This is a genomic window from Collinsella tanakaei (assembly GCF_021531055.1).
GTDB classification, from domain to species: domain Bacteria; phylum Actinomycetota; class Coriobacteriia; order Coriobacteriales; family Coriobacteriaceae; genus Collinsella; species Collinsella tanakaei_B.
This window is the reverse complement of sequence record NZ_JADYTL010000001.1, coordinates 265,506-291,711: the sequence shown is the minus strand read 5'-3', so window position 1 is coordinate 291,711 and position 26,206 is coordinate 265,506. Positions and strand designations below refer to the sequence as shown.

Below are 26,206 nucleotides of genomic sequence, written 5' to 3'. Positions count from 1 at the left end.
TCGATAGCGTGTCGTCATCGGCGCGCCCGACGCTTGGGTATAGAATGCATAGCAAGTCTGTGTGTATATCGTGACTGAAAGGCTGATCGGCTCATGCTCGACACCATACTCCAGGAGATCATGTCTCCCCAGCTCCAGATGGCCATCTACCTGTTCGTCGGCTTCATCGCCGCGCTGTATGTGCTATCTGTCGTCTACGTGTTCATCGACGCCAAGCGCCGCGGCGTGGGCGCGTTTTGGGCGTGGGGCATCGTCGGTCTTATCCCGTTCGTCGGTCTGATCGCCTACCTCGTCCTGCGTCCCAACTCCTATCTCGCCGACCGCGAGGAGCAGGAGCTCGATATGGCGCTGCGTGAGCGTCAGCTCTCCGCGTACGGCACCTGCCCGCAGTGCGGCTCGCCGATTGAGAAGGACTTCGTCGTCTGCCCGGTGTGCAACACCCAGGTGCGCAACGTCTGCCCCTCCTGCCATCGTCCGCTCGATGCGCACTGGAAGGTGTGCCCGTACTGCCGCACCCACATCCAGTAGCTGTTCCACGGGCCGCGCGATGCGGCCCGTTCGGTATCGTCTCGCGAATAAGCGAAAGGTTCCCCGCGATGCTGTGCATCTTTCATTTCCTGACACGTACCCAGACTATCTAGGCGTCTGTCCTTTCCCGGCCGATCCGGCCACGGGCAGGCGCCGTATATCGCCCGCACACGCATCCGGCGCGCGCCGGCGATTCGTCTGCGTGCCATGCGGCATATTCGTGCACAGGTATCGCACGCGGTATCCCATCGGAACCGAACGATCACGTATAACGAAGGAGCTATCCCATGAAAGCGCTGTATAACGACGGTACGGTAGCCGAGCTGCCCGCCGAGGAGGTCACGCACGTCATCCGCCACTCCGCCGCCCATATCATGGCGCAGGCAATCAAGCGCCTGTACCCCCAGGCGGATTTCGCCTACGGTCCGGCCACCGACAACGGGTTCTACTACGATGTCGACCTGGGCGACGCGACGCTGTCCGAGGACGACCTTCCCGCCATCGAGGCCGAGATGAAAAAGATCGTCAAGGAGAACCTCAAGTTCAACGCGTTCGAGCTTCCGCGCGAGGAGGCCATCGCGCTTATGCAGGAGCGCGGCGAGAAGTACAAGGTCGAGCACATCGGCGATCTGCCCGAGGATGCCCGCATCACGTTTTTCCAGCAGGGCGACTACATCGACATGTGCGTGGGTCCGCACATCACCTACACCAAGGCGCTCAAGGCCTTCAAGCTCACCGGCGTGTCCGGTGCCTATTGGAAAGCGGATAAGAACAACAAGATGCTCACGCGCGTGAACGGCACCGCGTTTGCCACCAAGGACGAGCTCGACGAGCATCTGCGTCTGCTCGAGGAGGCCAAGAAGCGCGACCACCGCAAGATCGGTCGCGAGATGGACCTGTTCATGATGCGCGACGAGGCGCCCGGTTTCCCGTTCTTCCTGCCCAACGGCATGATTCTCAAAAACGAGCTGCTGAACTACTGGCGCGAGATCCATCACAAGGCCGGCTACGTCGAGATCTCCACGCCGCAGATCATGAGCAAGCATCTGTGGGAGACCTCCGGCCACTGGGACCACTACAAGGACAACATGTACTCCACGATCATCGACGACGAGGAGTACTGCATCAAGCCGATGAACTGCCCCGGCGGCGTGCTCGTGTACAAGAGGCATCCGCACAGCTATCGTGAACTGCCGATCCGTGCCGGCGAGATCGGTCTCGTGCACCGTCACGAGCTCAAGGGTGCCTTGCACGGCCTGTTCCGCGTGCGCTGCTTCAACCAGGACGACGCCCATCTGTTCGTGCGTCCCGACCAGCTCACCGACGAGATCGTGGGTGTGGTGAACCTCATCGACTCGGTGTACCAGAAGTTCGGCTTCACCTACCATCTCGAGCTCTCCACGCGCCCCGAGGACTCCATGGGTTCGGACGAGGATTGGGCGCGCGCCGAGGCTGGTCTGCGCGAGGCGCTCGAGCGTCTGGGCAAGGACTATGTGGTCAACGAGGGCGACGGTGCCTTCTACGGCCCCAAGATCGATTTCCATCTGGAGGATTCGCTCGGCCGCACCTGGCAGTGCGGCACCGTGCAGCTCGACTTCCAGATGCCGCTCAACTTCGACCTGGAGTACACGGACGCCGACGGCACCAAGAAGCGTCCCATCATGCTGCACCGCGTGGCGTTCGGCTCCATCGAGCGTTTCATCGGCATCCTGATCGAGCACTATGCCGGTAAGTTCCCGACTTGGCTCGCCCCGACGCAGGTCAAGGTCCTGCCCGTGTCCGAGAAGAGCCGCGCGTACGCGCATACGGTCGCCGACCGGCTCGAGGCTGCGGGCATCCGTGTGGTGGTCGACGATCGCGACGAGAAGATCGGCTATAAGATCCGCGAGGCCCGCGGCGTCGATCGCGTCCCCTACATGCTCATCTTGGGCGAGAAGGAAGCCGAGGCCGGCAACATCTCGGTGCGCGACCGCACCAACGAGACGCATGCCGCCACGGTCGAGGAGTTCATCGACCAGGTGAGCGCCGAGATCGCGGAGCGCCGCAGCTGACATCGGCGCGTTCGTGCGAGGCATATCGTGAGTTTGCGGGCACATTTTGGTCCAACCCACCGGTTGAGGGCCAAAACGTGCCCGCTATCCGTTGAATGTGCAGGTATACTGAACACATTGGCGACATCGGGGAGGGTGATCGGCTATGGGGAACGACGTCTTCGAGCTCGCGCAGGCGTATGCGCAGGTTCATCATGCCCGCTTCTCCTGGTTCACGACCGCCGACGACGTCGCCTGCGCGCTCGCCAAACTGGGCCTGATCGGTCCGAGTGACCGTCTGGTCGTGCGCGCCAACGATGCGACCGAGACGTATCTTCGCCATTTCGGGGCCGGTGTCCTGACCTTTGCCGTCGATGAGACGGCGGATGCCTTCGTCGCCGCGTCGCATGCGTCCGCGCATCCCGCCGCCTCGGGGCGTATGGAGCCGCGCGAGGAGGGTCATGCCTCCTACGCGGATGGCGCCGGCATGCGTTTCGACCGTCTGTTCTGGCTCGTCAACTCCATCGGGTGCCGCGGGCTGCACGTGCCCGATATCCGCGCGCTCGCCGAGGCCGCCTATGCCGAGGGCGCCATCCTCATCATCGACAACACCATCGCGTCGGCTCGGTGCTGCCAGCCGCTCACACTCGGTGCGCATATCGTCTGCGAGGCGCTCGATCGCGTCGCCGCAGGGTTGCTCGGCACCAAGGTCGTCGCCTTTTCGGTCGCGCATGATGCGACGGGTCACGGCAGGCGCCGTCGCAGCGTTCCGCTCGCGCACGAAGCCTATTGCATGCTCGCGCAGCGACTCGGCGGGCAGCATACGGGTACCGTCTGCAACGTCGCCGGAGACGATCTCGCCGCGATCCGCCGCGGTCTCGACACGCTCGATTCGCGCCTGCAGCGACAGAGCGACCACGCGCGCGTCATCGCCGAGTATCTGGCAGCGCATCCGGACGTTCCTTCCGTCGGGTATCCAGGCCTTGCGAGCCATCCCGATCATGATGTCGCCGCGCGCACGTTGCAGCACGGCTTCGGTCCCGCCGTGGACTTCGAGCTTCCCTGGGGTGTGACCGCCGGCGCTTTTCTCGATGCCTGCGACTGCTCCCATCGGGCTTGCCCCGCCGGCGGTCCGCTTACGCGCCTCTCTCCGCTGTGCGGCGATGACGGCACCTACATCCGCCTGATCGCCGGACTCGATGATCCGTTGGATATCGTCGACAGCCTCGATCAGGCGATGCGCCTGTTCTGCGATCCTCCCCACGCCTGATAGGTGCAGGGCCGAGCGGCCTCACATCACAAATCCATAGCACGACCGACTACGATCCATCGCATCGGGGAGGATGTCTTGATCGCTTCGTTTACGCTCGCCAATTTGGTCGAGGCGCTCGTTTTGGGCGTCGCGCTCGCCATGGATGCCATGGCCGTCACCCTATCCAACACGCTGTGCGAACCGGATATGCCGCGTTCGCGTAAGCTCGCCATGCCGGTTGCCTTCGCGCTGTTCCAGATGGGCATGCCGATCGCCGGCTATTTCGGCGGTACGCTCGTGGCCCCGCTCATCGAGGCGTACGCCGGTATCGTTTCGTTCCTCATCCTCGCGTTCGTCGGAGGGAAGATGGTATGGGAGGCCGTACGCGAGCTCCATGAGCCGGAAAGCTGCCCGTCGAGCCGGCTCACCTGGCCGACGATCTTCATGGAGGCCATCGCCACCTCCATCGATGCGTTCGTCGTCGGCGTTTCGTTTGCCGCGAGCGGCAAGGATATCGTGTTGTACGGCGGCGCCATCGGCGTCACGACGTTCGCGTGCTGTTTGGCGGTGCTTGTCGTCGGGCGCAAGCTCGGGTCGCATTTCGGTCCGCGCGCCACGATCGCGGGCGGCATCGTGCTGATCCTCATCGGCCTGAAGGCCCTGTTCGGCTGATTTATCTGCGCGGATGAAATGAGGCTGGACGTAGGTGAAATCACGTCCGACGTACTTTCACATAGTGGACGCATGAGCTCACGTCCGACCTCATATCGCCTGCTCACGCGCTAGAGATCCTCGAGTTCATGAGCGCGACGGGCGAGGATCTCGTCGACGTCGTGCTGGATGGACCAGAACACCTCGAGGGCGCGCTTTCCCTTGTCGGTGAGGGTCGAACCGCGGGCACCGTCGCGCTCGAGCAAGTCGTATCCCAACTGGGTTTCCGCCTCTCGCACGATTCGCCATGCTTTGGAATAGGCCATGCCCATGCGTTTGGCGGCACGGTTGAGCGAGTGCTCCTCCTCGACGCCGGCGAGCAGCAGCGCGATGCCGTAGCCGAAGGCGCCCGGCGCCTCGATGTCGGGGTTCTTGAATTTGAGTCGTGCCGTCGCCACAATCGCCATCCGTGCGCTCCTTTGCGCTAAAGCCCGTCCTCGGCGTTTGGAAAACCGTGGGCAAAATGCTTGAAATCTTGCACCACACGGCATTGTAGCAGCATTTTTGCACTACAATGGCTCAATGAACCGCCTGCCATGCGGTTCGAACGCGAAACCGCGCGACGTGTCCTCGGTGCCGCTGCGCCCGAAGACGGATCGCGCCCGAACTCTGAGGAGGAGTATCCATGGCAATGTTTTTCCCCGGTGAGTCCCACACGTTCTCCGAGTATCTTCTGGTGCCCGGTTACTCGTCTTCCGAGTGCATCCCCAACAACGTCTCGCTCAAGACCCCGCTCGTTCGCTTCAAGCGCGGCGAGGAGCCTTCCATCAGCCTGAACATCCCCATGGTTTCCGCGATCATGCAGTCCGTGTCCGGTGTGGACATGGGCGTGGCGCTCGCCACCGAGGGCGGTATGAGCTTCATCTACGGCTCGCAGACCCCCGAGCAGGAGGCCGCTATGGTCAAGGCCGTGAAGGACCACAAGGCGGGCTTCGTCGAGTCCGACTCCACGCTCACGCCCGATATGACCATGGAGCAGGTCATGGCGCTCAAGGAGACGACCGGCCACTCCACCATGCCCGTCACCGACGACGGCACCCCGCGCGGTCGTCTGCTCGGCATCGTGACGAGCCGCGACTACCGTCCCTCCCGCGACGACCATTCCAAGAAGGTCTCCGAGTTCATGACGCCGCGCGAGAAGCTCATCGTGGGCGACAAGGACATCACCCTCAAGCGCGCCAACGACGTCATCTGGGACAACAAGCTCAACGCCCTGCCGTGCGTCGATGAAAACGATCATCTGGTCGGCATCGTGTTCCGCAAGGATTACGACTCGCACAAGACCAACCCCAACGAGCTGCTCGACGCCAACAAGCGCTACATGGTGGGCGCGGGCATCAACACGCGCGACTACGCCGAGCGCGTGCCGCTGCTCATCGAGGCCGGCGCCGACGTGCTGTGCATCGACTCCTCCGAGGGCTTCTCCGAGTGGCAGAAGCGCACCATCGAGTGGATCCGCGCGAACTACGGCGATTCCGTCAAGGTCGGCGCCGGCAACGTCGTGGATGCCGACGGCTTCCGCTTCCTGGCCGACTGCGGCGCCGACTTCATCAAGGTCGGTATCGGTGGCGGTTCGATCTGCATCACCCGCGAGACCAAGGGCATCGGACGCGGTCAGGCGACGGCGCTCATCGACGTGTGCCGCGCCCGCGACGAGTACTTCGAGGAGACCGGCGTCTACGTTCCCGTCTGCTCCGACGGTGGCATCGTGTACGACTACCACATGACGCTCGCGCTCGCCATGGGCGCCGACTTCATGATGCTCGGCCGTTATTTCGCGCGCTTCGACGAGAGCCCGACCACCCGTGTGAACGTCAACGGTCAGTACATGAAGGAGTACTGGGGCGAGGGCTCGGCGCGCGCCCGCAACTGGCAGCGCTACGACCTGGGCGGCGCGGCGAAGCTTTCCTTCGTCGAGGGCGTCGACTCCTACGTGCCCTATGCGGGCTCGCTTAAGGACGGCGTGAGCAATACGCTCTACAAGGTCAAATCGACCATGTGCAACTGCGGCGCGCTCACCATCAAGGAGCTGCAGCAGAAGGCGCGTCTCACGCTCGTTTCCGCGACCTCGATCGTCGAGGGCGGTGCGCATGACGTCGTGGTGAAGGATTCCCAGCAGACGGTGAGCTACAACTAAGACGGCGACGCGATACCGAAACGCGTATATGGACAGGGGCTTTGCGGCGGCGCCGCAAAGCCCCTGTTTTGCTATGGCGATCGCGTACCGCCGTATCCTTGGGAACCGGATTTCGAGGTTAAATCGTTTGTGCGGAGCGCGTGTCCGATATCAACTTGCTAGATTTGCAGTTTTCGGGGGTTTTGAGTCTGAAATTCAGAAAGTCCACTATGACCGTTAATGAAAGTGCTGGTAAACAGCTATGTCATATTTCGGTGACATACTGAATGACTCGCGTGCAGCCGAAAACCCCCGAAAACTGCAAATCTAGCAAGTTGCCGCATCGGTAGGGGAGCATACGGCATCGTGCCCCCTCCGCGAATGAGCCGGGAGCCCGGGTTTGCGCCATCGTCATGGGAAATGGGGTATATCCCGCTTCGTCCACTCCATCATGCGCGAGCGTTTTGCTAGAATCTGGAACGTTACTGTTTGTATCCGCAAAGGAGCCTGTATGTGCGACTGCACCGATCATAAGGAGATCCCCGCGTACGACGCGGCTGCGATCGAGGCCAAATGGATCGAAGCCTGGGATCGCGACGACGTGTTCGCGGTCGATACCGATTCCGACAAGCCCAAGAAGTACGTGCTCGAGATGTTCCCGTATCCCTCGGGCGATCTGCACATGGGCCACGCCCGCAACTACACGATCGGCGACGCCATGGCGCGTCAGGCCCGCATGCGCGGCTTCGACGTGCTGCATCCCATCGGCTTCGATGCGTTCGGCCTGCCCGCCGAGAACGCCGCCATCAAGCACAACACGCAGGCCGGCGCCTGGACGTACAAGAACATGGACCAGGCTCTTGCCACCATGAAGCGCATGGGCTTCTCCTACGACATGGACCGTTTGGTCAAGACCTGCAGCCCCGATTACTACCGATGGGGTCAGTGGATCTTCGAGAAGATGTGGGAGCGCGGTCTCGTCTATCGCAAGAAGAGCCCGGTCAACTGGTGCCCCACCTGCAAGACGGTGCTCGCCAACGAGCAGGTTACCGAGGGCAAGTGCTGGCGCTGCGGTTCCGAGCCCGAGAAGCGCGATCTGGAACAGTGGTACTTCAAGATCACCGACTACGCGCAGGAGCTCCTCGACGATCTCGAGAAGCTGCCCGGCTGGCCCGAGCGCGTCAAGCAGATGCAGGCCAACTGGATCGGCCGCTCCGAGGGCGCCGAGGTCGACTTCACGATGTGCGACGCAGACAGTGAGCCGATCGCGGGCGACGAGGGTAAGATCACCGTGTTCACCACCCGCGCCGACACGCTGTTCGGCTGCACGTTCTTCCTGCTCGCGCCCGAGTACGAGGGCCTTCACGACCTCGTCGCCGGTACCGAGTACGAGCATGACGTCATGGCGATCGTCGAGGGTGCCAAGAAGATCTCCGCGGTCGAGCGCGCCCAGGGCACGCTCGAGAAGCACGGAGCGTTCACGGGCCGCTATGTCGTGAACCCCGTGTCCGGCCAGAAAGTGCCGGTCTGGGTCGCCGATTACATCGTGTCCGATTACGGCACCGGCGCCGTCATGGCGGTGCCCTGCGGCGACCAGCGCGACTTCGAGTTCGCCCGCAAGTACGACCTGCCCATCGTGCCGATCATCCTCATGGACGATGAGCGTGCTGCCATCGAGGAGGCGGGGGAGTCCATCGATACCTATCATGCCGAGACGGTCGACTGGGACTCCGCGCATGCCGCCGAGGGCACGCTCGTCCAGTCCGGCAAGTATACCGGCATGCGCGGCGGCAAGCACTCCGAGGGTGAGGCCGCGATCGTGGCCGATCTCGAGGCTGCCGGCACCGGTCGTCGCAAGGTCGAGTTCCGCCTGCGCGACTGGCTGATCTCCCGTCAGCGTTACTGGGGCAACCCCATCCCGGCCATCCACTGCGATCACTGCGGTATCGTGCCGGTTCCGGAGGACCAGCTTCCCGTCATGCTGCCGGACAACCTCGATTTGGGCGCGGGCGAGACGCTCGCCGAGTGCGCGGATTTCTACGAGACGACCTGCCCGGTGTGCGGCAGGCCCGCCCGTCGCGAGACCGACACCATGGACACCTTCACGTGCTCCAGCTGGTACTACCTGCGCTATTGCGATCCGCATAACACGGAGTTGCCGTTCTCCCGCGAGGCTGCCGATCGCTGGATGCCCGTCGACAACTACATCGGCGGCATCGAGCATGCGATCCTGCACCTGCTGTACTCGCGCTTCTTCACCAAGGCCCTGCGCGATATGGGTATGCTCGACGTGGACGAGCCCTTCACCAACCTGCTGTGCCAGGGCATGGTCAAGGATGCCAACGGCGAGACGATGTCCAAGTCCAAGGGCAACGTCGTGCCGCCCTCGAGCGTGATCGAGCCCTACGGCGCCGATACGATGCGTCTGGCGATCCTGTTCATCGCCCCGCCCGAGAAGGACTTCGATTGGGACGAGGATGCCGTCGCCGGTGCGAACCGCTTCCTCAAGCGCGCGTGGCGCATCGTGTGGACGCTCGCCAACGCCGGCGATGCGAACGCCGTGCTCGATAAGGGCGCCCTGTCCGCTGCCGCGATGAAGCTGTACCGCGAGCGCCATCGCACGATCGCCAAGTGCACCGAGGATTTCGACCGCCAGCAGTTCAACACCGCGATCTCGGCCATCATGGAGCTCGTCAACGCGGCGAGCGCCTATCTCAACACCGGCGAGGACCTCGACGCCGCGCTCAGCTATCTGGTCGCGACCGACATCGTGTCCGTGCTCGCGCCGATCTGCCCGTTCTGGGCCGATGAGCTGTGGCACAACGCGCTGGGCCACGACTCTTACGCCTATACGGCGAGCTGGCCGACGTTCGACCTTGCCGAGACCGTCGAGGACGAGGTCGAGATCGCCGTGCAGGTGCTCGGCAAGATGCGCGCTCGCGCCATGGTTCCCACGAACGCCACGTCCGAGCAGATGCAGGCGGCCGCCGTCGCCGTCGCCGGCAAGTGGCTCGAGGGCAAGACCCTCGTCAAGGCCATCTGCGTGCCTGGCAAGCTCGTGAATCTCGTGGTCAAGTAGCCGATCGCTCGATAATCCAGCCGCATGGTGAGTCGCGGTCCCGATTGTGGGACCGCGGCTTTTGATTGCAGGCGACAAGGGCGCGGCGGACAGGCTGTCCTGACGACTGCACGACACGATGGGTTGACGATCGCGCCGGGTATCCGAACGCGGGGTGTCGTTGCGACTTCACGAGACGTTGAGGCCGCCTGTCGCTCGCGCTCGCGCGACCTGGTATTCGAGCTGGCGATTCGCATCGGCGTAACGCCCACCCGCCGCATTCCACCGTTCGCCCAACTGATGTGTCGAAATTCCCATCGTGATAATACTCTCTTATTGCGTGCAAGAAATTATTATTGCACTAAGGTTGTCTGCACTCGCTAGGGAAGAAGGGATTCGATGCACCTCAACACGCAAGCCCTGATCATCGTGGGCGTGTATCTTGTCGTGATGCTGTCGATCGGCTTCATCGTCGGCAAGCTCAACATCAAGAACAGTGAAGACTACATGGTCGCCGGTCGACGGATGGGCCTGCTCTTCGTGGCGTTCTCGCTGTCCGCCAACAACATCGGCGGCGGCTCCACCACCGGTCTGGCGCAGCGCGCCTACGGCGAGTGGGGCATCAGCGCCGTGTGGTACGTGCTCGCGGCATCCATCGCCATGATCCCGCTCGCGTACTTCGCGCCCAAGATCCGCAAGACCATGGCCGTGACCATCCCCGAGGTCGTCGGTCGTCGCTTCGGCGACACCTCGAGCACCATCACCGCCGTGCTCTCGGTCCTGTCCCTGTTCTGCCTGACCTCCTCGCAGATCACCGCCGCCGGCAGCGTCGTCTCCACGCTGGTCGGTATCCCCACCAACGTCGCACTCGTCGCGGCGGGTTTCGTCGTGATCTTCTACACCACCTTCGGCGGTATGGTCGCCGACCAGGTGGCCGACCTCATCCAGTTCTGCGTCATCCTCATCGGTCTGGCGATCGCCACGCCGATCGTCATCGAGGGCTGCGGCGGTTGGGATACCGTGGCCGCGGCGTTGCCGCCCGCGCAGCTCGACTTCACGACCATCGGCGTCGTGACGATCATAGGCTACATATTCAACTACTTCTGCACCTTCCTCGCCGGTCCCGAAATGGTTACGCGCTTCGAGTCCGCTAAGGACGAGAAGACCGCCACGCGCGCCGCTTGGCTGTCAGCCGTCTTGATGGCCGCCATGGCGTTCTTCCCGACGCTGCTCGGTCTGTGCGCCGCCGCGACCATGCCCGGCTTGCCGAACGCCGGTGCCAACGCCATGCTCGAGGTGACGACCGCCCATGCGCCGGGCTTCGTCTCCGGCATCGTGTGCGCCGCGATCATCTGCGCCACCATGTCGTCGGCCGACTCCAACCTGCTGTGCATGTCGACGATCCTCATGAAGGACCTGTACCTCAAGTACGGCGGTCGTGAGCTCAACGATAAGCAGACGGTTTTCTACACCCGTGCCTGCAACGTCGTGTTCGCCATCATCGCCATCTGCATCTCGATGTTCGGTGTCCCGATCGTCACCATGAACACGTTCGCCTTCGGCATCCGCTGCGCCGGCCCGTTCGCGGCCTACGGCCTGGGTCTCGTGGTCAAGAACGCCACGAAGAACTCCGGCATCCTCTCGCTGGTGGGCGGTACCATCGGCTTCATCTTCTGGCAGGTGCTGTCCGGCGGCGACTTCCTGTTCGGCATCCTACCCGTCGTGTTCGGCTGCTTTATCTCCGTCGTGGTGTTCTTCGTCGTGAACGCCATCGAGTGGAAGCGCGGCGTGCCCGCGGCTCCGTCCGCCTATCTGGAGGAGTAGCCGCATCACGGCACACGACTCGGTATCGACGGGGTCCCGCTTTCCGCGGGGCCCCGTTTCGCGTGTCCGGGGGATAGGGGGATCCTTCCGATCGTTCGTGCCGACGTGGGGCACGATTCACGGTACCGCGCCTGGCACATCCGCCATGGCGCACCGTCCGCCGAGCGGTATTGTGTGCAATTTGCGAAGGCCCATGGCCAGAAATCGGCCGTCATCGCGCCGTAAACACGCATCTGACCTGCATATGCTATGATAGACGGGCAATTGAAGCTGTAACGGTAAGGGAGTGCGGGTTCGCCCGCGCTTCCTTTCTTGTATGGGGAGGTGCTGCATGGTCAAAAGCAAGCTCGAACAGCAGGTCATCGACGCGCTCGAGGCCGTCGCGCCCGATCACGGCATCGATGTCGTCGATGTCGAGGTCGTCGGTGCGACGAAGGCGCCCTGCCTGCGCGTGCGCATCGATCGCGCGGACGGGGATCCGATCTCGCTCGACGAGGTGACGGCGCAAAGCGCGTGGGTGAGCGCTGTCATCGAGAAGCTCGATCCCATCGCCGGTTCCTACACGCTCGAGGTGTCGAGCCCCGGCATGGCGCGCCCGCTGCGTCGTCCGAGCGATTTCGAGCGCTTCACGGGCGAGGCCGTCGAGCTCACGACCACGGCGACCGAGGGCAGGCGCAAGTTCAAGGGCGCCATCGTCTCGGTCGACGAGCACGCCGTGACGCTTTCGCTCGAGGACGACGAGACCGTGACGATTCCCCACGATGAGATCAAGAAATGCACGCTGAAGCCGGTCTTCGACTTCAGCCGCGGAAAGGATGGCAAGTAATGGCATCGGAGATGATGGAAGCCCTGATGGCGCTTTGCGCCGAGAAGCACATCGACCAGCTCTACCTGATCGACCGCCTGGAGCAGTCGCTCGCCAAGAGCTACGCCGAGATCTTGCATCTGGATTGGGGCGCCAAGGTCACCATCGACCGCGCCACCGGCAAGATCTACGTCTACAAGCTCGTGCCTATCGACGACTCCATGGACGAGGAGGGCAACTACACCGAGTTCGAGGAGATCGACGTCACGCCCAAGGACACCTCGCGCATCGCGGCGCAACACGCCAAGGCCGAGATCAACGCCATCGTGCGCAACTCGGCCCGCGAGCAGATCTACGAGGAGTTCTCGAGCCGCATCGGCGATATCATCACCGGCACCGTCCTGCAGTCCACGCCCGACTTCACGATCGTCAAGATCCGCGAGGGTGTCGAGGCCGAGCTGCCCCATTTCGATCAGCGCCGCTACGAGAACGAGCGCAACGAGCGCCCGCACGGTGAGCGCTACCTGCACAACCAGCGCATCAAGGCCGTGATCATCGACGTGCGCGACCCCAACTCGACGCTGCCCCCGGTCCGCGGCGAGCACTCCCGTCCGCCGATCGTGATCTCGCGTACGCACCCTGCGCTCATCCGTCGCCTGTTCGAGGGCGAGATCCCCGAGATCTACGAGGGCACCGTCGAGATCAAGTCGATCGCCCGTGAGCCCGGCCAGCGCTCCAAGGTCGCCGTCCACTCGCTCGACGACCGCCTGGATCCGGTGGGCGCCTGCGTCGGCCCGAAGGGCAGCCGCGTGCGCGCCGTCGTATCCGAGCTTCGCGGCGAGCGCGTCGACGTCATCCTGTGGGATGCCGATCCGGCGGCCTATGTCGCCAACGCCCTGTCGCCGGCCAAGGTCACGCGCGTGCTCATCGACGAGGAGAAGAACTATGCCGGTGTGATCGTCCCCGACGACCAGCTGTCGCTCGCGATCGGCAAGGAGGGCCAAAACGCCCGTCTGGCCGCCCGTCTGACCGGTTGGCACATCGATATCAAGAACGAGACGCTCGCCGCCGATATCCTGCGCAACGTCCCGGTCGTGCCCGAGCCCGCCGAGGACCTGCTTTCCGATGACGAGCCCGAGCGCTGCGCCTATGTGGGCGAGAACGGCATCCGCTGCCGCAACCAGGCCCGTCCCGGCTCCAATTACTGTGGCGTCCACGATACGCTTTCCGTCGAGGACGGCGTCGACGCATTCGAGGATGCGGAGGATCTCATCTAACGGTGTCGGGTGTCGCGTATGACACCGGCCCCACCCGTTTCCGACGAATGCTGTGCAGGGCGCGTCGCGCGCCCGAGAGGTAGGTGAATGGCATATGGCAAAGGTCCGCGTATCAAGCCTGGCCAAAGATTTTGGAATGTCGTCCAAGGAGCTGCTCGAGCACCTCGCCGAGATGAAGATCCCGGCGAAGTCCGCGTCCTCGACGCTCGAGGATGCCTACGTGTCCATGGTCAAAAAGAAGCTCGCGCCCGTGCTCGAGGCGCGTAAGGCGGAGATCGAGGCTTCGAAGCTCGCCGAGAAGGAGGCCGCCGAGCGCGAGGAGGCCGAGAAGGCCGCCGCCGCCGAGGCCGCCCGCATCGAGGCTGAGCGTCGTCGTGAGGAGGAGCGACGCCTGTCCCAGGCCGCCCTCGCCGCCGAGGAGGCCGCGCGTGCGGCTGCCGCCGAGGCCGAGCGCATCGAGCGCGAGCGCGCCGCCGAGGCTGCGCGCCAGGCCGAACTCGAGGCCAAGCGCCGCGCGGTGCCGGCGAGCGATTCGGGCTCGCGGTTCCGCTCCCTGCTCGACCAGATCGCCGCGCAGGAGGTCGTCCTCAAGGAGAAGAAGGAGGCCGAGACCAAGAAGAAGGCCGAGGCCGATTCGCGTCGCGGCGACCGTCGCGGTGGCCGCAAGGCCGACCATGGCGATCATCGCGGTTCCGACGAGCCCACCGGGCGCTCGCGCCGCACCAACGCCGCGCCGTCGGTGCCCGCCGGCATGGACGTCCCGGCTCCCGACAAGGCCGGTCGCGGCGGCAAGAAGCGCCGTGGTCAGCAGGAGTCGCACGGCGACCATTACTCGCGCATGGCCCGCGAGGCGGAGGAGTACAGCCGCGAGCGCGTCCTCGAGGAGGCCCGTGCCGCCGTCGAGGAGGCCAGCCGCGAGTCGACCGGTCGCCGTCGCAAGCGCAAGGAGAAGCGCGAGCGTGAGGCCGCGCAGCTGCGTGAGGAGAAGAAGATCGAGGAGGCGCTCGCCCAGGGCGTGAACCCCGAGGAGCTCGACGCCGTGCGCGTCTCCCAGGGTGTCACCGTGGCCGAGCTCGCCGAGGCGCTCGAGGTGTCGGCCAACGATATCATCAAACGCCTGTTCCTGCTCGGCACGCCGCTCACCATGACGCAGTCCATGTCCGACGACCTCGTGGAGCTCGTCGCCGACGACCTCGGTCGCCAGATCAAGATCATCACGCCGGAGGAGGAGAACTCCTTCAGCTTCTACGACGACCCGTCCGACCTCAAGCCGCGTCCGCCCGTGGTCACCGTCATGGGCCACGTCGACCACGGCAAGACGAGCCTGCTCGACGCCATCCGCCACACCGGCGTCGCCACGCACGAGGCCGGCGGCATCACGCAGCACATCGGCGCGTCCCAGGTCATGATCAACGGCCGTCAGATCACCTTCGTCGACACCCCGGGTCACGAGGCGTTCACCGCCATGCGTGCCCGCGGTGCCAAGATCACCGACGTGGTCGTGCTGGTCGTCGCCGCCGACGACGGCGTCATGCCGCAGACCGTCGAGGCCATCAACCACTCCAAGGCGGCCGGCGTGCCCATCGTCGTCGCCGTCAACAAGTGCGACAAGCCCGATGCGAACCCCGATCGCGTCCGCCAGGAGCTCGTCGAGTACGGCGTCATCCCCGAGGAGTGGGGCGGCCAGAACATGTTCGTGAACGTGTCGGCGCGTCAGAAGACCGGCATCGACGACCTGCTCGAGACCATCCTGCTGCAGGCCGACGTGCTCGAGCTCAAGGCCAACCCCGACACCTTCGCGTCCGGCTACATCATCGAGGCCAAGCTCGACCGCGGTCGCGGCCCGGTCGCGACCGTGCTTGTCAACCGCGGCACGCTCCACGTCGGCGACTCGCTCGTCGCCGGCATGGCCTACGGTCGCGTCCGCGCCATGCTCGACCAGCACGGCAACCCCGTCAAGGAGGCCCGCCCCTCCGACGCCGTGGAGATCTTGGGCCTCAACTCCGTGCCCGCCGCCGGCGACGAGTTCCGCGTCTTCGAGGACGAGCGCGATGCGCGCGACCTCGCCGAGCAGCGCTCGCTCAAGGCCCGCATCGAGGAGCAGAACAAGGTCAAGCACGTCACGCTCGAGACCCTGTTCTCCGAGATGAGCGAAAACGAGCTCGCCGAGCTCAACCTCGTCGTCAAGGCGGACGTCCAGGGCTCCATCGAGGCGCTGGCCGACGCGCTGGGCAAGATGGACCAGTCCGAGGTCCGTATCAACATCATCCACTCCGCCGTCGGTGCGATCACCGAGACCGATGTCGTGCTCGCCGCCGCGTCCAACGCCATCATCATCGGCTTCGGCGTGCGTCCGCAGGGTAAGGCCCGCGATCTTGCCGAGAAGGAGAACGTGCAGATCAAGACCTACTCGATCATCTACAAGGCGATCGAGGACATCGACGCGGCGCGCGTCGGCCTGCTGAAGCCCACCGAGGAGGAGGTCCGTACCGGCGAGGCCGAGGTCCGCGAGACCTTCCGCGTGCCCAAGGTCGGCCTCATCGCCGGCTGCATGGTCACCGAGGGCGAGATCGAGCGCAGCGACCGCGTGCGCGTCGTGCGCGACGGCGTGGTCGTCTTCGACGGCACCTTCGCGTCCATGCGTCGCTTCAAGGACGACGTCAAGAGCGTCAAGTCCGGCTACGAGTGCGGTCTGGGCATCGAGAAGTTCCAGGATATCAAGGTGGGCGACATCCTCGAGGCGTATAAGGTCGTCGAGGTCGCCCGTACCGAGTAGGGGGTGTCCGCATGAAGCAGACCGCGGCGACGCGCCGTCTTGGCGAGCAGCTTCGCGAGAAGCTCGGCTACATCCTGCTGTTCGAGATCTCCGATCCCCGTCTCGACCTGATCACGTTGACGGGGGTCGAGGTGAGCGTCGATCGTGCCTATGCGCGCGTGTTCGTCTCCTGTGAGGCCGACCGCTACGAGGAGGTGCTCGAGGCCCTCGACAACGCCCGTGGTCGCATCCGCAGCCTGCTCGCGCGGACGCTCGATTGGCGCGTCTGCCCCGAGCTCGATTTCCGCATCGACCGCTCGACCGATGCGGCCGAGACCATCGCCCGCGCGCTCGAGAACGTGCCCGCGACGATGTCCATCGAGAAGGACGAAGAGGGATATCCCATCCAGCCATCCGATCAGGAGGCTCACGACGATGAGTAGCCGCTGCGGGCGCATCGAGCCCGGGCTTGAACATGATTTTTCGCGCGTCCTCGCCATGATCGAGGACGCGCCCTCCATCGCCATCTGCGGGCACACCTCGCCCGACGGCGACGCCTTGGGTTCGGTGCTCGGCCTCGGCCTGGCGCTCGAGGCGCGCTATCCCGACAAGCGGGTCGCCTTGCTGCTCGCCGATAACGGCCAGGTGCCGCGCATCTACCGTTTCATGGCGGGTTCGGGCAGGATCGTGCCGGCGGCGACGCTCACGGCCGATCCGGCGCTGTTCATCGCCGTCGATTGCCCGGTGCTCGAGCGTCTCGCCGACGGTGCGGACGTGCTCCGTCGCTCCGGTGCCGTCGCGTGTTTCGACCACCATCCGGCGCGCGAGGAATTCGCCGAGGTGTCGATCAGGCGCGTCTCCGCCGCAGCGACGGCCGTGCTCATCGAGGAGTTCCTCCGGTGGGCGCACATCCCGTATTCCGGCGAGGTCGCGACCTGCCTGTTGTGCGGGTTGGTGACCGATACCGGCCGTTTCCAGTATCAAAACGCCGACCCCGCCGCCTTCGCCTGCGCCGCGCGCCTCGTCGACGCCGGTGCCGAGCCCTCGCGCGTCGCGCTCGAGGTCTACCAGAGCCAGCGCCTTGCCTACCTCAAGCTCGAGTCGCTCGTCATGAGCCGCATCCATACCGTCGCCGGCGGTCGGGTCGCATACAGTTACGCGTACGCGTCCGACCTTACCGAATACGGCGTCACCTCCGATGAGTGCGACGGTTTGGTCGACGTGGTCCGTTCCGTGCTCGGTGTCGACGTGTGCCTGTTCGTCAAGGAGACGGAGTGCTGTCACAAGGTCCGTGGCAACCTGCGTTCCAAGTGCGATCTCGACGTTTCCGGCGTCGCCGCCCATTTCGGTGGGGGAGGGCATGCCGCCGCGGCGGGCTTCACCTATGAGGGCAGCATCGTCGAGACGCTTTCCGATGCGCTCCCCATGTTGTGCGAGCTGGTCGGTGAGGATGCCGGCGACCTGCATATCGAGCTGTAGGTAGGAGGTCCATGGCCCGTCGAACGCCATCACAACTCAACTGCCTGATCGCCGTCGACAAGCCGGTCGGGTGCACCTCGCACGATGTCGTGGCGCGTGTGCGCCGCGCATGCCATGAGCGCCGTGTCGGACATGCCGGGACGCTCGATCCGCTCGCTTCCGGCGTGATGGTCATCGGCATCGGGCAGGCGACGAGGCTGCTCGGTCGCATCACGCAGGACACGAAGGCCTATATCGCCGATATCGTCTTGGGATCCGAAACCCTGACCGACGATGCCGAGGGCGAGCCCTCGCGCATCGCTCCTTGCGATGAGCGCCATGCCGACATGGCCTTCGCGCACGGCGTGCTGGAGGGCTTCATCGGAACCCAGATGCAGGTCCCGCCTGCGTATTCGGCGATCTCGGTCGGCGGGGTGCGGTCGTATAAGCGCGCCCGTGCCGGCGAGGACGTCGAGCTCCCGGCACGTGAGATCACCGTCTTCGACGCCGATCTGCTGGCCGTCTCGGATATCGAGGGGTCGCCTGTCTGGACGGTCGCCTTCACGGTGAGCAAGGGGACCTATATCCGTGCCCTCGCCCGCGATATCGGTCGCGCCGCCGATACGGCGGCCCACGTCCAATCGCTTCGCCGCACGGCATCCGGCGTCGTATCGCTCGCCTCATGCTGTTCTACGGACGATCTGAGCCCTGACCTTTCCGACGACATGCTGCTCGATCCGGTGCGCATCCTGGGCGTTCCTGCGATCGAGATCTCCGAGTCCCAGTGCGCGGATGTCCTGTGCGGTCGCGCGCTTCCCGTCTCTCTCGTCGAGCATGCGTCCGGTTCGGTCGATGAGTCCGCCGCCGTCGCGATCACGCATGGCGGTCAGCTGCGCGCGCTCGCTCGTCATGACGGCTCGCGTTTGGCGATGACCGACGTGTTTCCCCAGGGTATCACGGGTGTTCGTCCATGATGCCCGATCGCGCCTCGCTGTATCGCGATTTCCTCATGACCGACGTCGCAGCACCGGTCGTCTCGGTTACCCGGGAAGAGGTTCCCATCTGCGAGCCCGTCGACGCCGTCATCGCGATCGGCGCGTTCGACGGTTTCCATATCGGCCATCGCGCCCTGATCTCCCAGACCGTCGAGGATGCTCGCGCGCGCGGGCTTCGCGCCGTCGCCGTGACGTTCGATCCCGATCCCGATCGCGTGGTGGGCCCCGGTCCCGCGCCGAAGCTCATGACTGTCGAGGATCGGTTGCGCGTCCTTGCCGGCAGCGGCGTCGACGAGGTGCTCGTCGTCACGTTCGATCGGGAGCTCGCCGCCTACGACCACGCGGCGTTTTTCGAGCGCGTGCTCGCGCCCAGGCTTCGCGTCCACGCCGTGCACGTCGGTCTGGATTTCCGGCTCGGTCGCGGGGGAGCCTCGAGTGTCGAGGTGATCCGCGCATGGGGTGCTCCGCGGGGGATGGACGTCGTCGGTCACGATCTGGTCAGCCTCGCAGGCGAGGTGGTCTGCTCGACGCGTATCCGCACGATGCTCCAAGCGGGTGACGTCGAGGGCGCCTGCCGTGCGCTGGGCAGGCATTACGCGGTGCGCGGAACGATCGCGTCCGGGCGCGGCCAGGGTACGCAGATGGGGTTTCCCACCGCGAACATCGAGGTTCCCGAACGGATCCTCATGCCCGCCGACGGTGTCTATGCGGGTCTCGCCCTCGTCGGGGATACCGTATGGCCCGCCGCCATCAACGTCGGCTTGCCGCCGACCTTCGCCGATGCCGCCGGTTCCGCTCATCTCGAGGCGAACCTCATCGGCTTTTCCGGCGATATCCGCGGCAGCGATACCGTGCTCGCGTTCTGTCGCTACCTCAGGCCGTCGCGCGTCTTCGCGAACACCGAGGAGCTCATCGCCACGGTTCTGGGTAACATAGAGAGCATTCGCGAGGAATTCGGGGAGAGCGGGGTGAGGTTGCATGATCTCGGATGAGGATAAGGACCGCGTGCGCGCCGCGACCGACCTGGTTCAGTTGGTTCAGGAAACCGTCGAGCTCAAGCCGCGCGGACAGGAGTTTTGGGGCTGCTGCCCCTTCCACGGCGAAAAAACGCCCTCCTTCCATGTGATCCCCTCGACCCAGGTTTGGCATTGCTTCGGCTGCGGCGAGGGCGGAGATGCCTTCACCTACGTGATGAAGCGCGAGAACCTCTCCTTTCCCGAATCGATCCGCTATCTCGCCGACCGTGCCGGCATCGAGATCGCCGACGACGCCCCGACGGCCCGCCGTGGGACCAAACGCTCGCGGATCATCGATGTGTGCGAGAAGACCTGCGAGTTCTACCATACGATGCTCATGCGCGGCAAGGATGGCAGGGGTCGGACGTATTGCTCCGAGCGAGGCCTGAACTCGCAGGTATGCCAGCGGTATCGCCTGGGATACGCGCCCGGTCGCGGTTCGCTCGTCGCGCATCTCTCGGCCGCGGGCTTCACCCCGCGCGAGATGGTCGACGCCAACGTCGCCATCCGGCGAGACCGCGGCACCCTGTCCGATCGCTTCTACGAGCGGGTCATGTTCCCGATCTTCGACGAGCAGGGGCACTGCATCGCCTTCGGCGGCCGTATCATGGGCGATGGGCAGCCCAAGTACCTCAACACCGCCGAGACGAGCGTGTTCCATAAAAAGCGGAACCTCTACGGCTTCAATTGGGCCAAGGAGCATATCGTCGCGCAGAACACGGCGGTCGTGGTGGAGGGTTACACCGATGCCATCGCCTGCTGGGAGGCGGGTATCGGCAACGTGGTCGCCACCCTCGGCACGGCGTTGACCGAGCACCACGTCAAGACCCTCACGCGTTTCGCCAAGCGCATCATCTACCTGTTCGATGGCGATGCGGCGGGGCAGAAGGCCGCGGAGCGGGCGATCCAGTTCGTCGAGACCGGATCGGTCGACCTGCGCTGCGTGATCTTGCCCGACGATCTCGATCCCAACGATTTCATCCATGAGCGTGGCGGTGACGCCCTGCGCGAACTGCTCGATCAGGCGCAGCCGCTGCTCGATTTCGTATTCGGCAAGCTCGAGGAGCGAAGCGACGTGTCCACGCCCAGCGGGAGGGCCCGTGCACTCGAGGACGCCTGCAGGCTGATCTTCCCGTTGCGGTCAAGCTATATGGTCGATACCTATTACATGCAGATCGCCGATAGACTCGGCGTCGATGTCGAGATGGTACGCGAGGCGGCGCAGCGCGTGTTTCGCGACGTCTCGCGTCAGCAGGAGCAGACACGTGCCCGTGAGCGAGCCCGCGAGCAGGCGTCGCGTCCGGCAGACGAGGTCGCCTATTTCGACGATGTACCGTCTGAGCCGTATTTCGACCAGGAAGTACCCGTCGAATCCGTTCCCGAACCGGCTCCCGTCCCCCTGACCGATCTCGAGCGTCGGGCGCTTGCGGGCGAGCGTGAACTGCTGTGCCTGCTCACCACCTATCCGGACAGTTTCCGCCCCTTCGCCGAACGCATCTGCTCGATCGATTGGATCGATCCTCGTCACGAGGCGATCGCCTGGGCGGTCTTGGCGACACCCGAGTCTTCGCCGGTGGGGGAGGTCATGGATGCGGTCCGTGCCGTCTGCCCCGAAGCACCCCAGCTCGTGGGAGCGGGGACGATCGGCGCGACGAGCGCGCATCCCACCGAGACGAATATCGAGTTTCTGCTCGATACGCTCGAGCTCTACACCGTCCGAAGAAGGATGAAGGCCGCACAGGCGCGCCTGCGCTCCGACCGCTCGCTGTTGTCCGACGAGCGTCGCGAGATGACGATCCAGGCGACCAAAGACGCCGCCCGCGCACGCGAGCTCGAGCGCGCCGTCGAGGGCGTCGCCGATCCGTTCCGACTCATCGACGCTCAATCCTGATGCGTGCGCATTCGGTATCGTGCCGTTTGTAGGAAAAAGCTTGACAGGAATGCGATTTAAGCTATGCGGGTATAGAACTGTGTGCTAAAGTATTGTGTCCTGCGTGTCAAGAAGGGAGATTCCGTGCCTAAGAATACCGATAGCATGGGTACTGAACTTGATTCCTATATCGACAAGCTCTTGGACCAAGGGTCTGCAACCGGATCCGTCTCCGAGGACGATATCCAAGTCGTCCTGAAAGACGTCGACGTCACCGATGCCCAACTGAATTCCATCTATCGTACGCTGCGCGATCGCGGCGTGGATATCGTCTCGGCCAACGAGGACGACGATGCGTTGGATGTCGATGCCGGTTCCGATGTCCTGGATGACGATCTGGACGACGAGAGCGTCGAGGATCACGATATCAAGGTCGCCAAGAACGCCGACGCCGAGATGGCGGCGGCCAAGACGCGGAAGAAGTCCCGCGTCCGCACGTCCCGCTCGCGTTCCCGTACGCGCGGCATGGATGCCTCCACCGTCATGCTGACCGGCGATCCGGTCCGCATGTACCTCAAGGAGATCGGTAAGGTCGACCTGCTGACCGCCGCCGACGAGGTCGATCTTGCCATGAAGATCGAGGCCGGACTCGATGCCGGCAACAAACTCGAGGCCGCTGAGGCCGGCGAGCTTGAGCTCACCCGCGCCGAGAAGCGTCGCCTTTCACGCGTCGAGCAGGTCGGACTCGAGGCCAAGCAGGCCCTGATCTCGGCCAACCTCCGTCTCGTCGTCTCGATCGCCAAGCGCTATGTGGGCCGCGGCATGCTGTTCTTGGACTTGATCCAGGAGGGCAACCTCGGTCTTATCCGCGCGGTCGAGAAGTTCGACTACGAGAAGGGCTTCAAGTTCTCCACGTATGCGACCTGGTGGATCCGTCAGGCCATCACGCGCGCGATCGCCGATCAGGCCCGTACGATCCGCATCCCGGTCCATATGGTCGAGACCATCAACAAGCTCGTCCGCGTGCAGCGACAGCTGCTTCAGGACCTCGGTCGCGACCCGACCCCCGAGGAGATCGGCGCCGAGATGGATATGAGCGCCGACCGCGTCCGCGAGATCCAGAAGATCAGCCAGGAGCCCGTCTCGCTCGAAACCCCGATCGGCGAGGAGGAGGACTCCCAGCTCGGCGATTTCATCGAGGATTCGCAGGCGGAGGTTCCGCCCGATGCCGCAAGCTTCTCCATGCTGCAAGAGCAGCTCGCCCAGGTGCTCGATTCACTTGCCGATCGCGAGCGCAAGGTCATCGAGCTGCGCTTCGGTTTGGTCGACGGCCATCCCCGCACGCTCGAGGAGGTCGGCCGCGAGTTCGGCGTGACGCGCGAGCGCATCCGTCAGATCGAGTCCAAGACGCTCGCCAAGCTCCGCCATCCGAGCCGCTCCAGCAAGCTGAAGGACTACATCGAGAGCTAGGCTGCGCACCGACTCTTCTTTATGGTCATGTTCCCCGCCCTCCGCGTTTATCCGCGGAAGGCGGGGTTTTTCGTAGATGGGGAAGCGGTTTTAAGCGCATGCGCGCGTGCGAGTGGGTGGAACCTATGTAAACAAAAACCCCGCCGACAAGCGACGGGGTGTTCTAATCTGGCTCCTCGAGTAGGACTCGAACCTACAACAACGCGGTTAACAGCCGCGGGCTCTACCATTGAGCTATCGAGGAATGTCTCGGTTGCTCTTGCGCAACGAAGATTAGTATACGCAAAACGAGCGGAGCCGCAAGGGGTATTTTCAAAAAAGTTTTCCGACATCTCCGATCACGGGAGATTTGTGGACGCACGCGCCGGTCAACCGAGGTGCCTTGATGGTATTCCAGCGTTTCATGTCTAACGCCCTCGCCGATGTGGAACAGATTATGTAAAGCGTGAATCGCGGGGCGATTCAAGGCGATGTCGAGCGGGCGCCGCCGTTTTGGCGGCGCCCCGTCTTTATCGGTTCGGCGTATGCGTATGAGGAGGATGGTTATGAAGCGTTGGCAGGAGCTGTTGGGTGGATGCGCGAGAAGCGCCGATGAGCTTCGGGATCGGCTGCATCTCGATGCCGGGGAAGTCGCCGAGATGGACCGTATCGCGGCGTCGTATCCCATCTGCATCCCCGAATACTATCTGGACCTCATCGACCCTGCCGATCCGCATGATCCCATCCGCAAGATGTGCGTCCCCGACGTCATGGAGTTCTCGCACGGCGGCAGCATGGATACGAGCGGGGAGCACGATAACACCGTCGTGCAGGGTATGCAGCACAAGTACCGCCAGACGGTCATGATCTTGTCCACGAACCAATGCGCGATGTATTGCCGTCATTGCTTCCGCAAACGCCTGGTCGGTCTCTCATCCGAGGAGGTTGCGGCACGACTGCCCGAAATGGCCGCTTACGTGCGCGACCATCCTGAGATCGATAACGTGCTCATCTCGGGTGGCGATGCCTTCCTCAATACCGATGATGTGATCGCAGACTATCTCGAGACCTTCGCATCCATCCCGCATATCAGGTTCATCCGCTTCGGTACGCGCACGCCGGTCACCTTCCCGTTCCGCATCACCGCAGACGACGGCGAGCTGACCGATCTGCTCGCACGCTACGGCGAGCGTGTTCAAATCATCGTCGTGACGCACTTCAACCATCCGCGCGAGGTCACCGATCAATCCATCCGCGCCATCCGTGAGCTGCAGCGTGCCGGCTGCGTACTGCGCAACCAGACGGTGCTGCTCCGTGGCGTGAACGACGACCCTGCCGTGCTCTCCGCGCTGTTGAACCGCTTGGTCTCGGTCGGTGTGATGCCGTACTACGTCTTCCAGTGCCGACCGGTCGAGGGCGTCAAGAACCAGTTCCAGGTGCCGCTTGTGCGCGGCGCGCGCATCGTCGACGAGGCGAAGGCCGAGATGAGCGGCATCGCCAAGGCGTTCCGTTACACGATGAGCCATCCCGACGGCAAGATCGAGATCTTGGGATCCGCGGGGGAGGGCAAGCTGCTCTTCAAATTCCATCAGGCTAAAGACCGTGCGGATAACGGGCGTCTGTTCGTATGTGACGTGGCCGATGACCAGTGCTGGCTCGACGACGAGCCCTCGCGCGCCGGCACGTTGTGACCCCCTGCGGCCATCGGCGAGGTAAAACCAACCATATATCGGCGTATGCGCATGAAAGCGCATGAAAACTGGTATCACTAATCACATACCGGAGGACGGCATCCAGCACGGCGAGCGGCGCATTCCAAGGTTCATCCTTATCCGCTCGCCGTGCCGTCGTTCGAATCGTCATGGGCCACGGCGGCGGGGGGAGTCCGGTTGAGCATGCCGCCGATTCACCGAAGTGAGGTCAAGATGAAGCGTTGGCAGCAGTTTTTAGAGGAGAGCTACCGGAGTCTGGACGATCTTAAGGAGCCGCTCGGTCTCACCGACGGGCAGATCGAGTCCCTGCGTCCCTTCGAGGAGTGTTACCCGATCTTGGTCACGCCGTACTACCTGCGGCTTATGAACCGTCTCGATCCCGAGGACCCGATTCGTACGATGTGCCTGCCGCATATCTCGCCTCGTGCGGCGGACGATGCGAGCGGCGCCGATTCTGAGATCAACGGTGGTCAGCACAAGTATCAGCAGTCGGTTCTGATCGTCTCCAACAACCAGACGCTTTCCTACAGCCGCAACTGCTATCGCAAGGATTTCCGTAAGCTCGATCCCGACGAGGTGAAGACGCGCATCCCCAAGCTCGCCGAGTACATCTCCGAGCGCCCGGAGATCGACAACATCTCGATCGCCGGCGGCGATGCGTTCCTGAACTCCAACGAGCTGCTCGGCCAGTATCTCAAGGCGTTCGCGTTCTTGCCGACCATCGGCTATATCCGCTTCACCACGAGCACACCCGCCACGTTCCCGCAACGCATCTCCAACGATCCCGAACTCATCAACATGCTCGCGCGCTACGCCAAAGCCAAGGCGATCATCATCGTGACGCAGTTCGACCATCCGCGCGAGCTGACCGATGAGGCCGCCGCCGCGGTGCGCATGCTGCGCGAGGCCGGCTGCACGGTGCGCAACGAGGCCGTGCTGCTGCATGGTGTCAACGACGACGCCAAGACGATCTACGAGCTCATGAACGGCTTGGTGTCGATCGGCGTCGAGCCCTACTACCTGTATCAATGTCGCACCGCCACGGATTTCGACGACCACTTCCAGGTGCCGCTCGCCGACGGTATCCGCATGGTGGGCGAGGCGAAGGCCACGATGAGCGGTATGGCCAAGAGCTTCCGTTACATCATGGGGCATACGACCGGCAAGATCCAGATGCTCGGCTTTACCGATGACGGCCAGGCGGTTTTCAAGTACCACGAGGCCAAGGACCCTGCGAACGAGGGCCGCATCTTCACGCAGGAGCTCGACGAGGCTCAGACCTGGCTCGCCTAGGTTACCGTTCGATCCGCATGCAACGGGGCGGGATGCCGGCGCGCATCCCGCCCCGTT

The 26,206-nt window shown here is 64.0% G+C and carries 19 protein-coding genes and 1 tRNA gene; 18 read left to right on the top strand and 2 right to left on the bottom strand.

The window, feature by feature from the left end; translation table 11 throughout:
• The first annotated feature begins 93 nt into the window (after positions 1-93).
• The 4 genes from I6E04_RS01325 (at position 94) to I6E04_RS01310 (ending at position 4,482) form a co-directional block, all read left to right on the top strand.
• Complete coding sequence (locus tag I6E04_RS01325) at positions 94-528, top strand: double zinc ribbon domain-containing protein (protein WP_235421350.1); 435 nt, start codon at positions 94-96, stop codon at positions 526-528.
• A gap of 287 nt (positions 529-815) precedes the next feature.
• Positions 816-2,579 carry a threonine--tRNA ligase gene (gene thrS, locus I6E04_RS01320; protein WP_235421349.1) on the top strand — a complete coding sequence of 588 codons (1,764 nt, stop codon included), beginning with the start codon at positions 816-818 and terminating at the stop codon, positions 2,577-2,579.
• Positions 2,580-2,724: 145 nt separating this feature from the next.
• On the top strand, positions 2,725-3,828 hold the full coding sequence (locus I6E04_RS01315; protein ID WP_235421348.1) for a PLP-dependent transferase: 1,104 nt from the start codon (positions 2,725-2,727) through the stop codon (positions 3,826-3,828).
• 78 nt (positions 3,829-3,906) lie between these two features.
• On the top strand, positions 3,907-4,482 hold the full coding sequence (locus I6E04_RS01310) for a manganese efflux pump MntP (protein ID WP_235421347.1): 576 nt from the start codon (positions 3,907-3,909) through the stop codon (positions 4,480-4,482).
• Between the two features lie 110 nt (positions 4,483-4,592).
• Here the strand turns inward: I6E04_RS01310 and I6E04_RS01305 are convergent, their stop codons facing one another.
• On the bottom strand, positions 4,593-4,928 hold the full coding sequence (locus tag I6E04_RS01305) for a winged helix-turn-helix domain-containing protein (RefSeq protein ID WP_235421345.1): 336 nt from the start codon (positions 4,926-4,928) through the stop codon (positions 4,593-4,595).
• A gap of 218 nt (positions 4,929-5,146) precedes the next feature.
• On the opposite strand from I6E04_RS01305, the gene I6E04_RS01300 reads away from it, so the two are divergent.
• The 12 genes from I6E04_RS01300 (at position 5,147) to rpoD (ending at position 23,165) form a co-directional block, all read left to right on the top strand.
• Complete coding sequence (locus I6E04_RS01300) at positions 5,147-6,658, top strand: IMP dehydrogenase (protein ID WP_235421343.1); 1,512 nt, start codon at positions 5,147-5,149, stop codon at positions 6,656-6,658.
• 490 nt (positions 6,659-7,148) lie between these two features.
• Positions 7,149-9,716 carry a leucine--tRNA ligase gene (leuS, locus tag I6E04_RS01295; RefSeq protein ID WP_235421341.1) on the top strand — a complete coding sequence of 856 codons (2,568 nt, stop codon included), beginning with the start codon at positions 7,149-7,151 and terminating at the stop codon, positions 9,714-9,716.
• A 378-nt stretch (positions 9,717-10,094) separates the two neighbouring features.
• Positions 10,095-11,519, top strand: a complete 1,425-nt coding sequence (locus tag I6E04_RS01290; protein ID WP_235421339.1) for a sodium:solute symporter family protein — start codon at positions 10,095-10,097, stop codon at positions 11,517-11,519.
• A 331-nt stretch (positions 11,520-11,850) separates the two neighbouring features.
• Complete coding sequence (gene rimP / locus I6E04_RS01285; protein WP_235421337.1) at positions 11,851-12,345, top strand: ribosome maturation factor RimP; 495 nt, start codon at positions 11,851-11,853, stop codon at positions 12,343-12,345.
• Positions 12,345-13,601, top strand: a complete 1,257-nt coding sequence (gene nusA / locus I6E04_RS01280) for a transcription termination factor NusA (protein ID WP_235421336.1) — start codon at positions 12,345-12,347, stop codon at positions 13,599-13,601. The genes rimP and nusA overlap by 1 nt, the downstream gene beginning before the upstream one ends.
• 94 nt (positions 13,602-13,695) lie before the next feature.
• Entirely contained in the window at positions 13,696-16,377 is a 2,682-nt protein-coding gene (infB, locus tag I6E04_RS01275; protein WP_235421334.1) for a translation initiation factor IF-2, read from the top strand.
• A gap of 11 nt (positions 16,378-16,388) precedes the next feature.
• A complete protein-coding gene (rbfA, locus tag I6E04_RS01270) occupies positions 16,389-16,799 on the top strand; it encodes a 30S ribosome-binding factor RbfA (protein ID WP_235421332.1) in 411 nt (136 codons plus the stop codon).
• Positions 16,792-17,835, top strand: a complete 1,044-nt coding sequence (locus I6E04_RS01265) for a DHH family phosphoesterase (protein WP_235421331.1) — start codon at positions 16,792-16,794, stop codon at positions 17,833-17,835. The genes rbfA and I6E04_RS01265 overlap by 8 nt, the downstream gene beginning before the upstream one ends.
• An 11-nt stretch (positions 17,836-17,846) precedes the next feature.
• The gene (gene truB, locus I6E04_RS01260) at positions 17,847-18,788 is read left to right on the top strand and encodes a tRNA pseudouridine(55) synthase TruB (RefSeq protein ID WP_235421329.1); all 942 of its coding nucleotides are present in this window, start codon (positions 17,847-17,849) and stop codon (positions 18,786-18,788) included.
• The gene (gene ribF / locus I6E04_RS01255; RefSeq protein WP_235421327.1) at positions 18,785-19,801 is read left to right on the top strand and encodes a riboflavin biosynthesis protein RibF; all 1,017 of its coding nucleotides are present in this window, start codon (positions 18,785-18,787) and stop codon (positions 19,799-19,801) included. The genes truB and ribF overlap by 4 nt, the downstream gene beginning before the upstream one ends.
• Entirely contained in the window at positions 19,788-21,716 is a 1,929-nt protein-coding gene (gene dnaG, locus I6E04_RS01250) for a DNA primase (RefSeq protein ID WP_235421326.1), read from the top strand. Before ribF ends, dnaG begins: the two co-directional genes overlap by 14 nt.
• A gap of 144 nt (positions 21,717-21,860) precedes the next feature.
• Entirely contained in the window at positions 21,861-23,165 is a 1,305-nt protein-coding gene (gene rpoD, locus I6E04_RS01245) for an RNA polymerase sigma factor RpoD (RefSeq protein WP_235421325.1), read from the top strand.
• A gap of 169 nt (positions 23,166-23,334) precedes the next feature.
• On the opposite strand, the gene I6E04_RS01240 is transcribed toward rpoD, so the two are convergent.
• Positions 23,335-23,409 (bottom strand) — tRNA-Asn (locus I6E04_RS01240).
• A gap of 301 nt (positions 23,410-23,710) precedes the next feature.
• On the opposite strand from I6E04_RS01240, the gene I6E04_RS01235 reads away from it, so the two are divergent.
• Entirely contained in the window at positions 23,711-24,835 is a 1,125-nt protein-coding gene (locus I6E04_RS01235) for a KamA family radical SAM protein (RefSeq protein ID WP_235421323.1), read from the top strand.
• A 234-nt stretch (positions 24,836-25,069) separates the two neighbouring features.
• The gene (locus I6E04_RS01230) at positions 25,070-26,149 is read left to right on the top strand and encodes a KamA family radical SAM protein (protein ID WP_235421321.1); all 1,080 of its coding nucleotides are present in this window, start codon (positions 25,070-25,072) and stop codon (positions 26,147-26,149) included.
• Positions 26,150-26,206: the final 57 nt, after the last annotated feature.

Excerpts from the sequence above, each read along its gene's own strand:
- I6E04_RS01325 (WP_235421350.1), top strand. The coding sequence starts at position 94 with ATGCTCGACACCATACTCCAGGAGATCATGTCTCCCCAGCTCCAGATG.
- thrS (WP_235421349.1), top strand. The coding sequence starts at position 816 with ATGAAAGCGCTGTATAACGACGGTACGGTAGCCGAGCTGCCCGCCGAG.
- I6E04_RS01315 (WP_235421348.1), top strand. The coding sequence starts at position 2,725 with ATGGGGAACGACGTCTTCGAGCTCGCGCAGGCGTATGCGCAGGTTCAT.
- I6E04_RS01305 (WP_235421345.1), bottom strand. The coding sequence starts at position 4,928 with ATGGCGATTGTGGCGACGGCACGACTCAAATTCAAGAACCCCGACATC.
- I6E04_RS01300 (WP_235421343.1), top strand. The coding sequence starts at position 5,147 with ATGGCAATGTTTTTCCCCGGTGAGTCCCACACGTTCTCCGAGTATCTT.
- leuS (WP_235421341.1), top strand. The coding sequence starts at position 7,149 with ATGTGCGACTGCACCGATCATAAGGAGATCCCCGCGTACGACGCGGCT.
- I6E04_RS01290 (WP_235421339.1), top strand. The coding sequence starts at position 10,095 with ATGCACCTCAACACGCAAGCCCTGATCATCGTGGGCGTGTATCTTGTC.
- rimP (WP_235421337.1), top strand. The coding sequence starts at position 11,851 with ATGGTCAAAAGCAAGCTCGAACAGCAGGTCATCGACGCGCTCGAGGCC.
- nusA (WP_235421336.1), top strand. The coding sequence starts at position 12,345 with ATGGCATCGGAGATGATGGAAGCCCTGATGGCGCTTTGCGCCGAGAAG.
- infB (WP_235421334.1), top strand. The coding sequence starts at position 13,696 with ATGGCAAAGGTCCGCGTATCAAGCCTGGCCAAAGATTTTGGAATGTCG.
- rbfA (WP_235421332.1), top strand. The coding sequence starts at position 16,389 with ATGAAGCAGACCGCGGCGACGCGCCGTCTTGGCGAGCAGCTTCGCGAG.
- I6E04_RS01265 (WP_235421331.1), top strand. The coding sequence starts at position 16,792 with ATGAGTAGCCGCTGCGGGCGCATCGAGCCCGGGCTTGAACATGATTTT.
- truB (WP_235421329.1), top strand. The coding sequence starts at position 17,847 with ATGGCCCGTCGAACGCCATCACAACTCAACTGCCTGATCGCCGTCGAC.
- ribF (WP_235421327.1), top strand. The coding sequence starts at position 18,785 with ATGATGCCCGATCGCGCCTCGCTGTATCGCGATTTCCTCATGACCGAC.
- dnaG (WP_235421326.1), top strand. The coding sequence starts at position 19,788 with ATGATCTCGGATGAGGATAAGGACCGCGTGCGCGCCGCGACCGACCTG.
- rpoD (WP_235421325.1), top strand. The coding sequence starts at position 21,861 with ATGGGTACTGAACTTGATTCCTATATCGACAAGCTCTTGGACCAAGGG.
- I6E04_RS01235 (WP_235421323.1), top strand. The coding sequence starts at position 23,711 with ATGAAGCGTTGGCAGGAGCTGTTGGGTGGATGCGCGAGAAGCGCCGAT.
- I6E04_RS01230 (WP_235421321.1), top strand. The coding sequence starts at position 25,070 with ATGAAGCGTTGGCAGCAGTTTTTAGAGGAGAGCTACCGGAGTCTGGAC.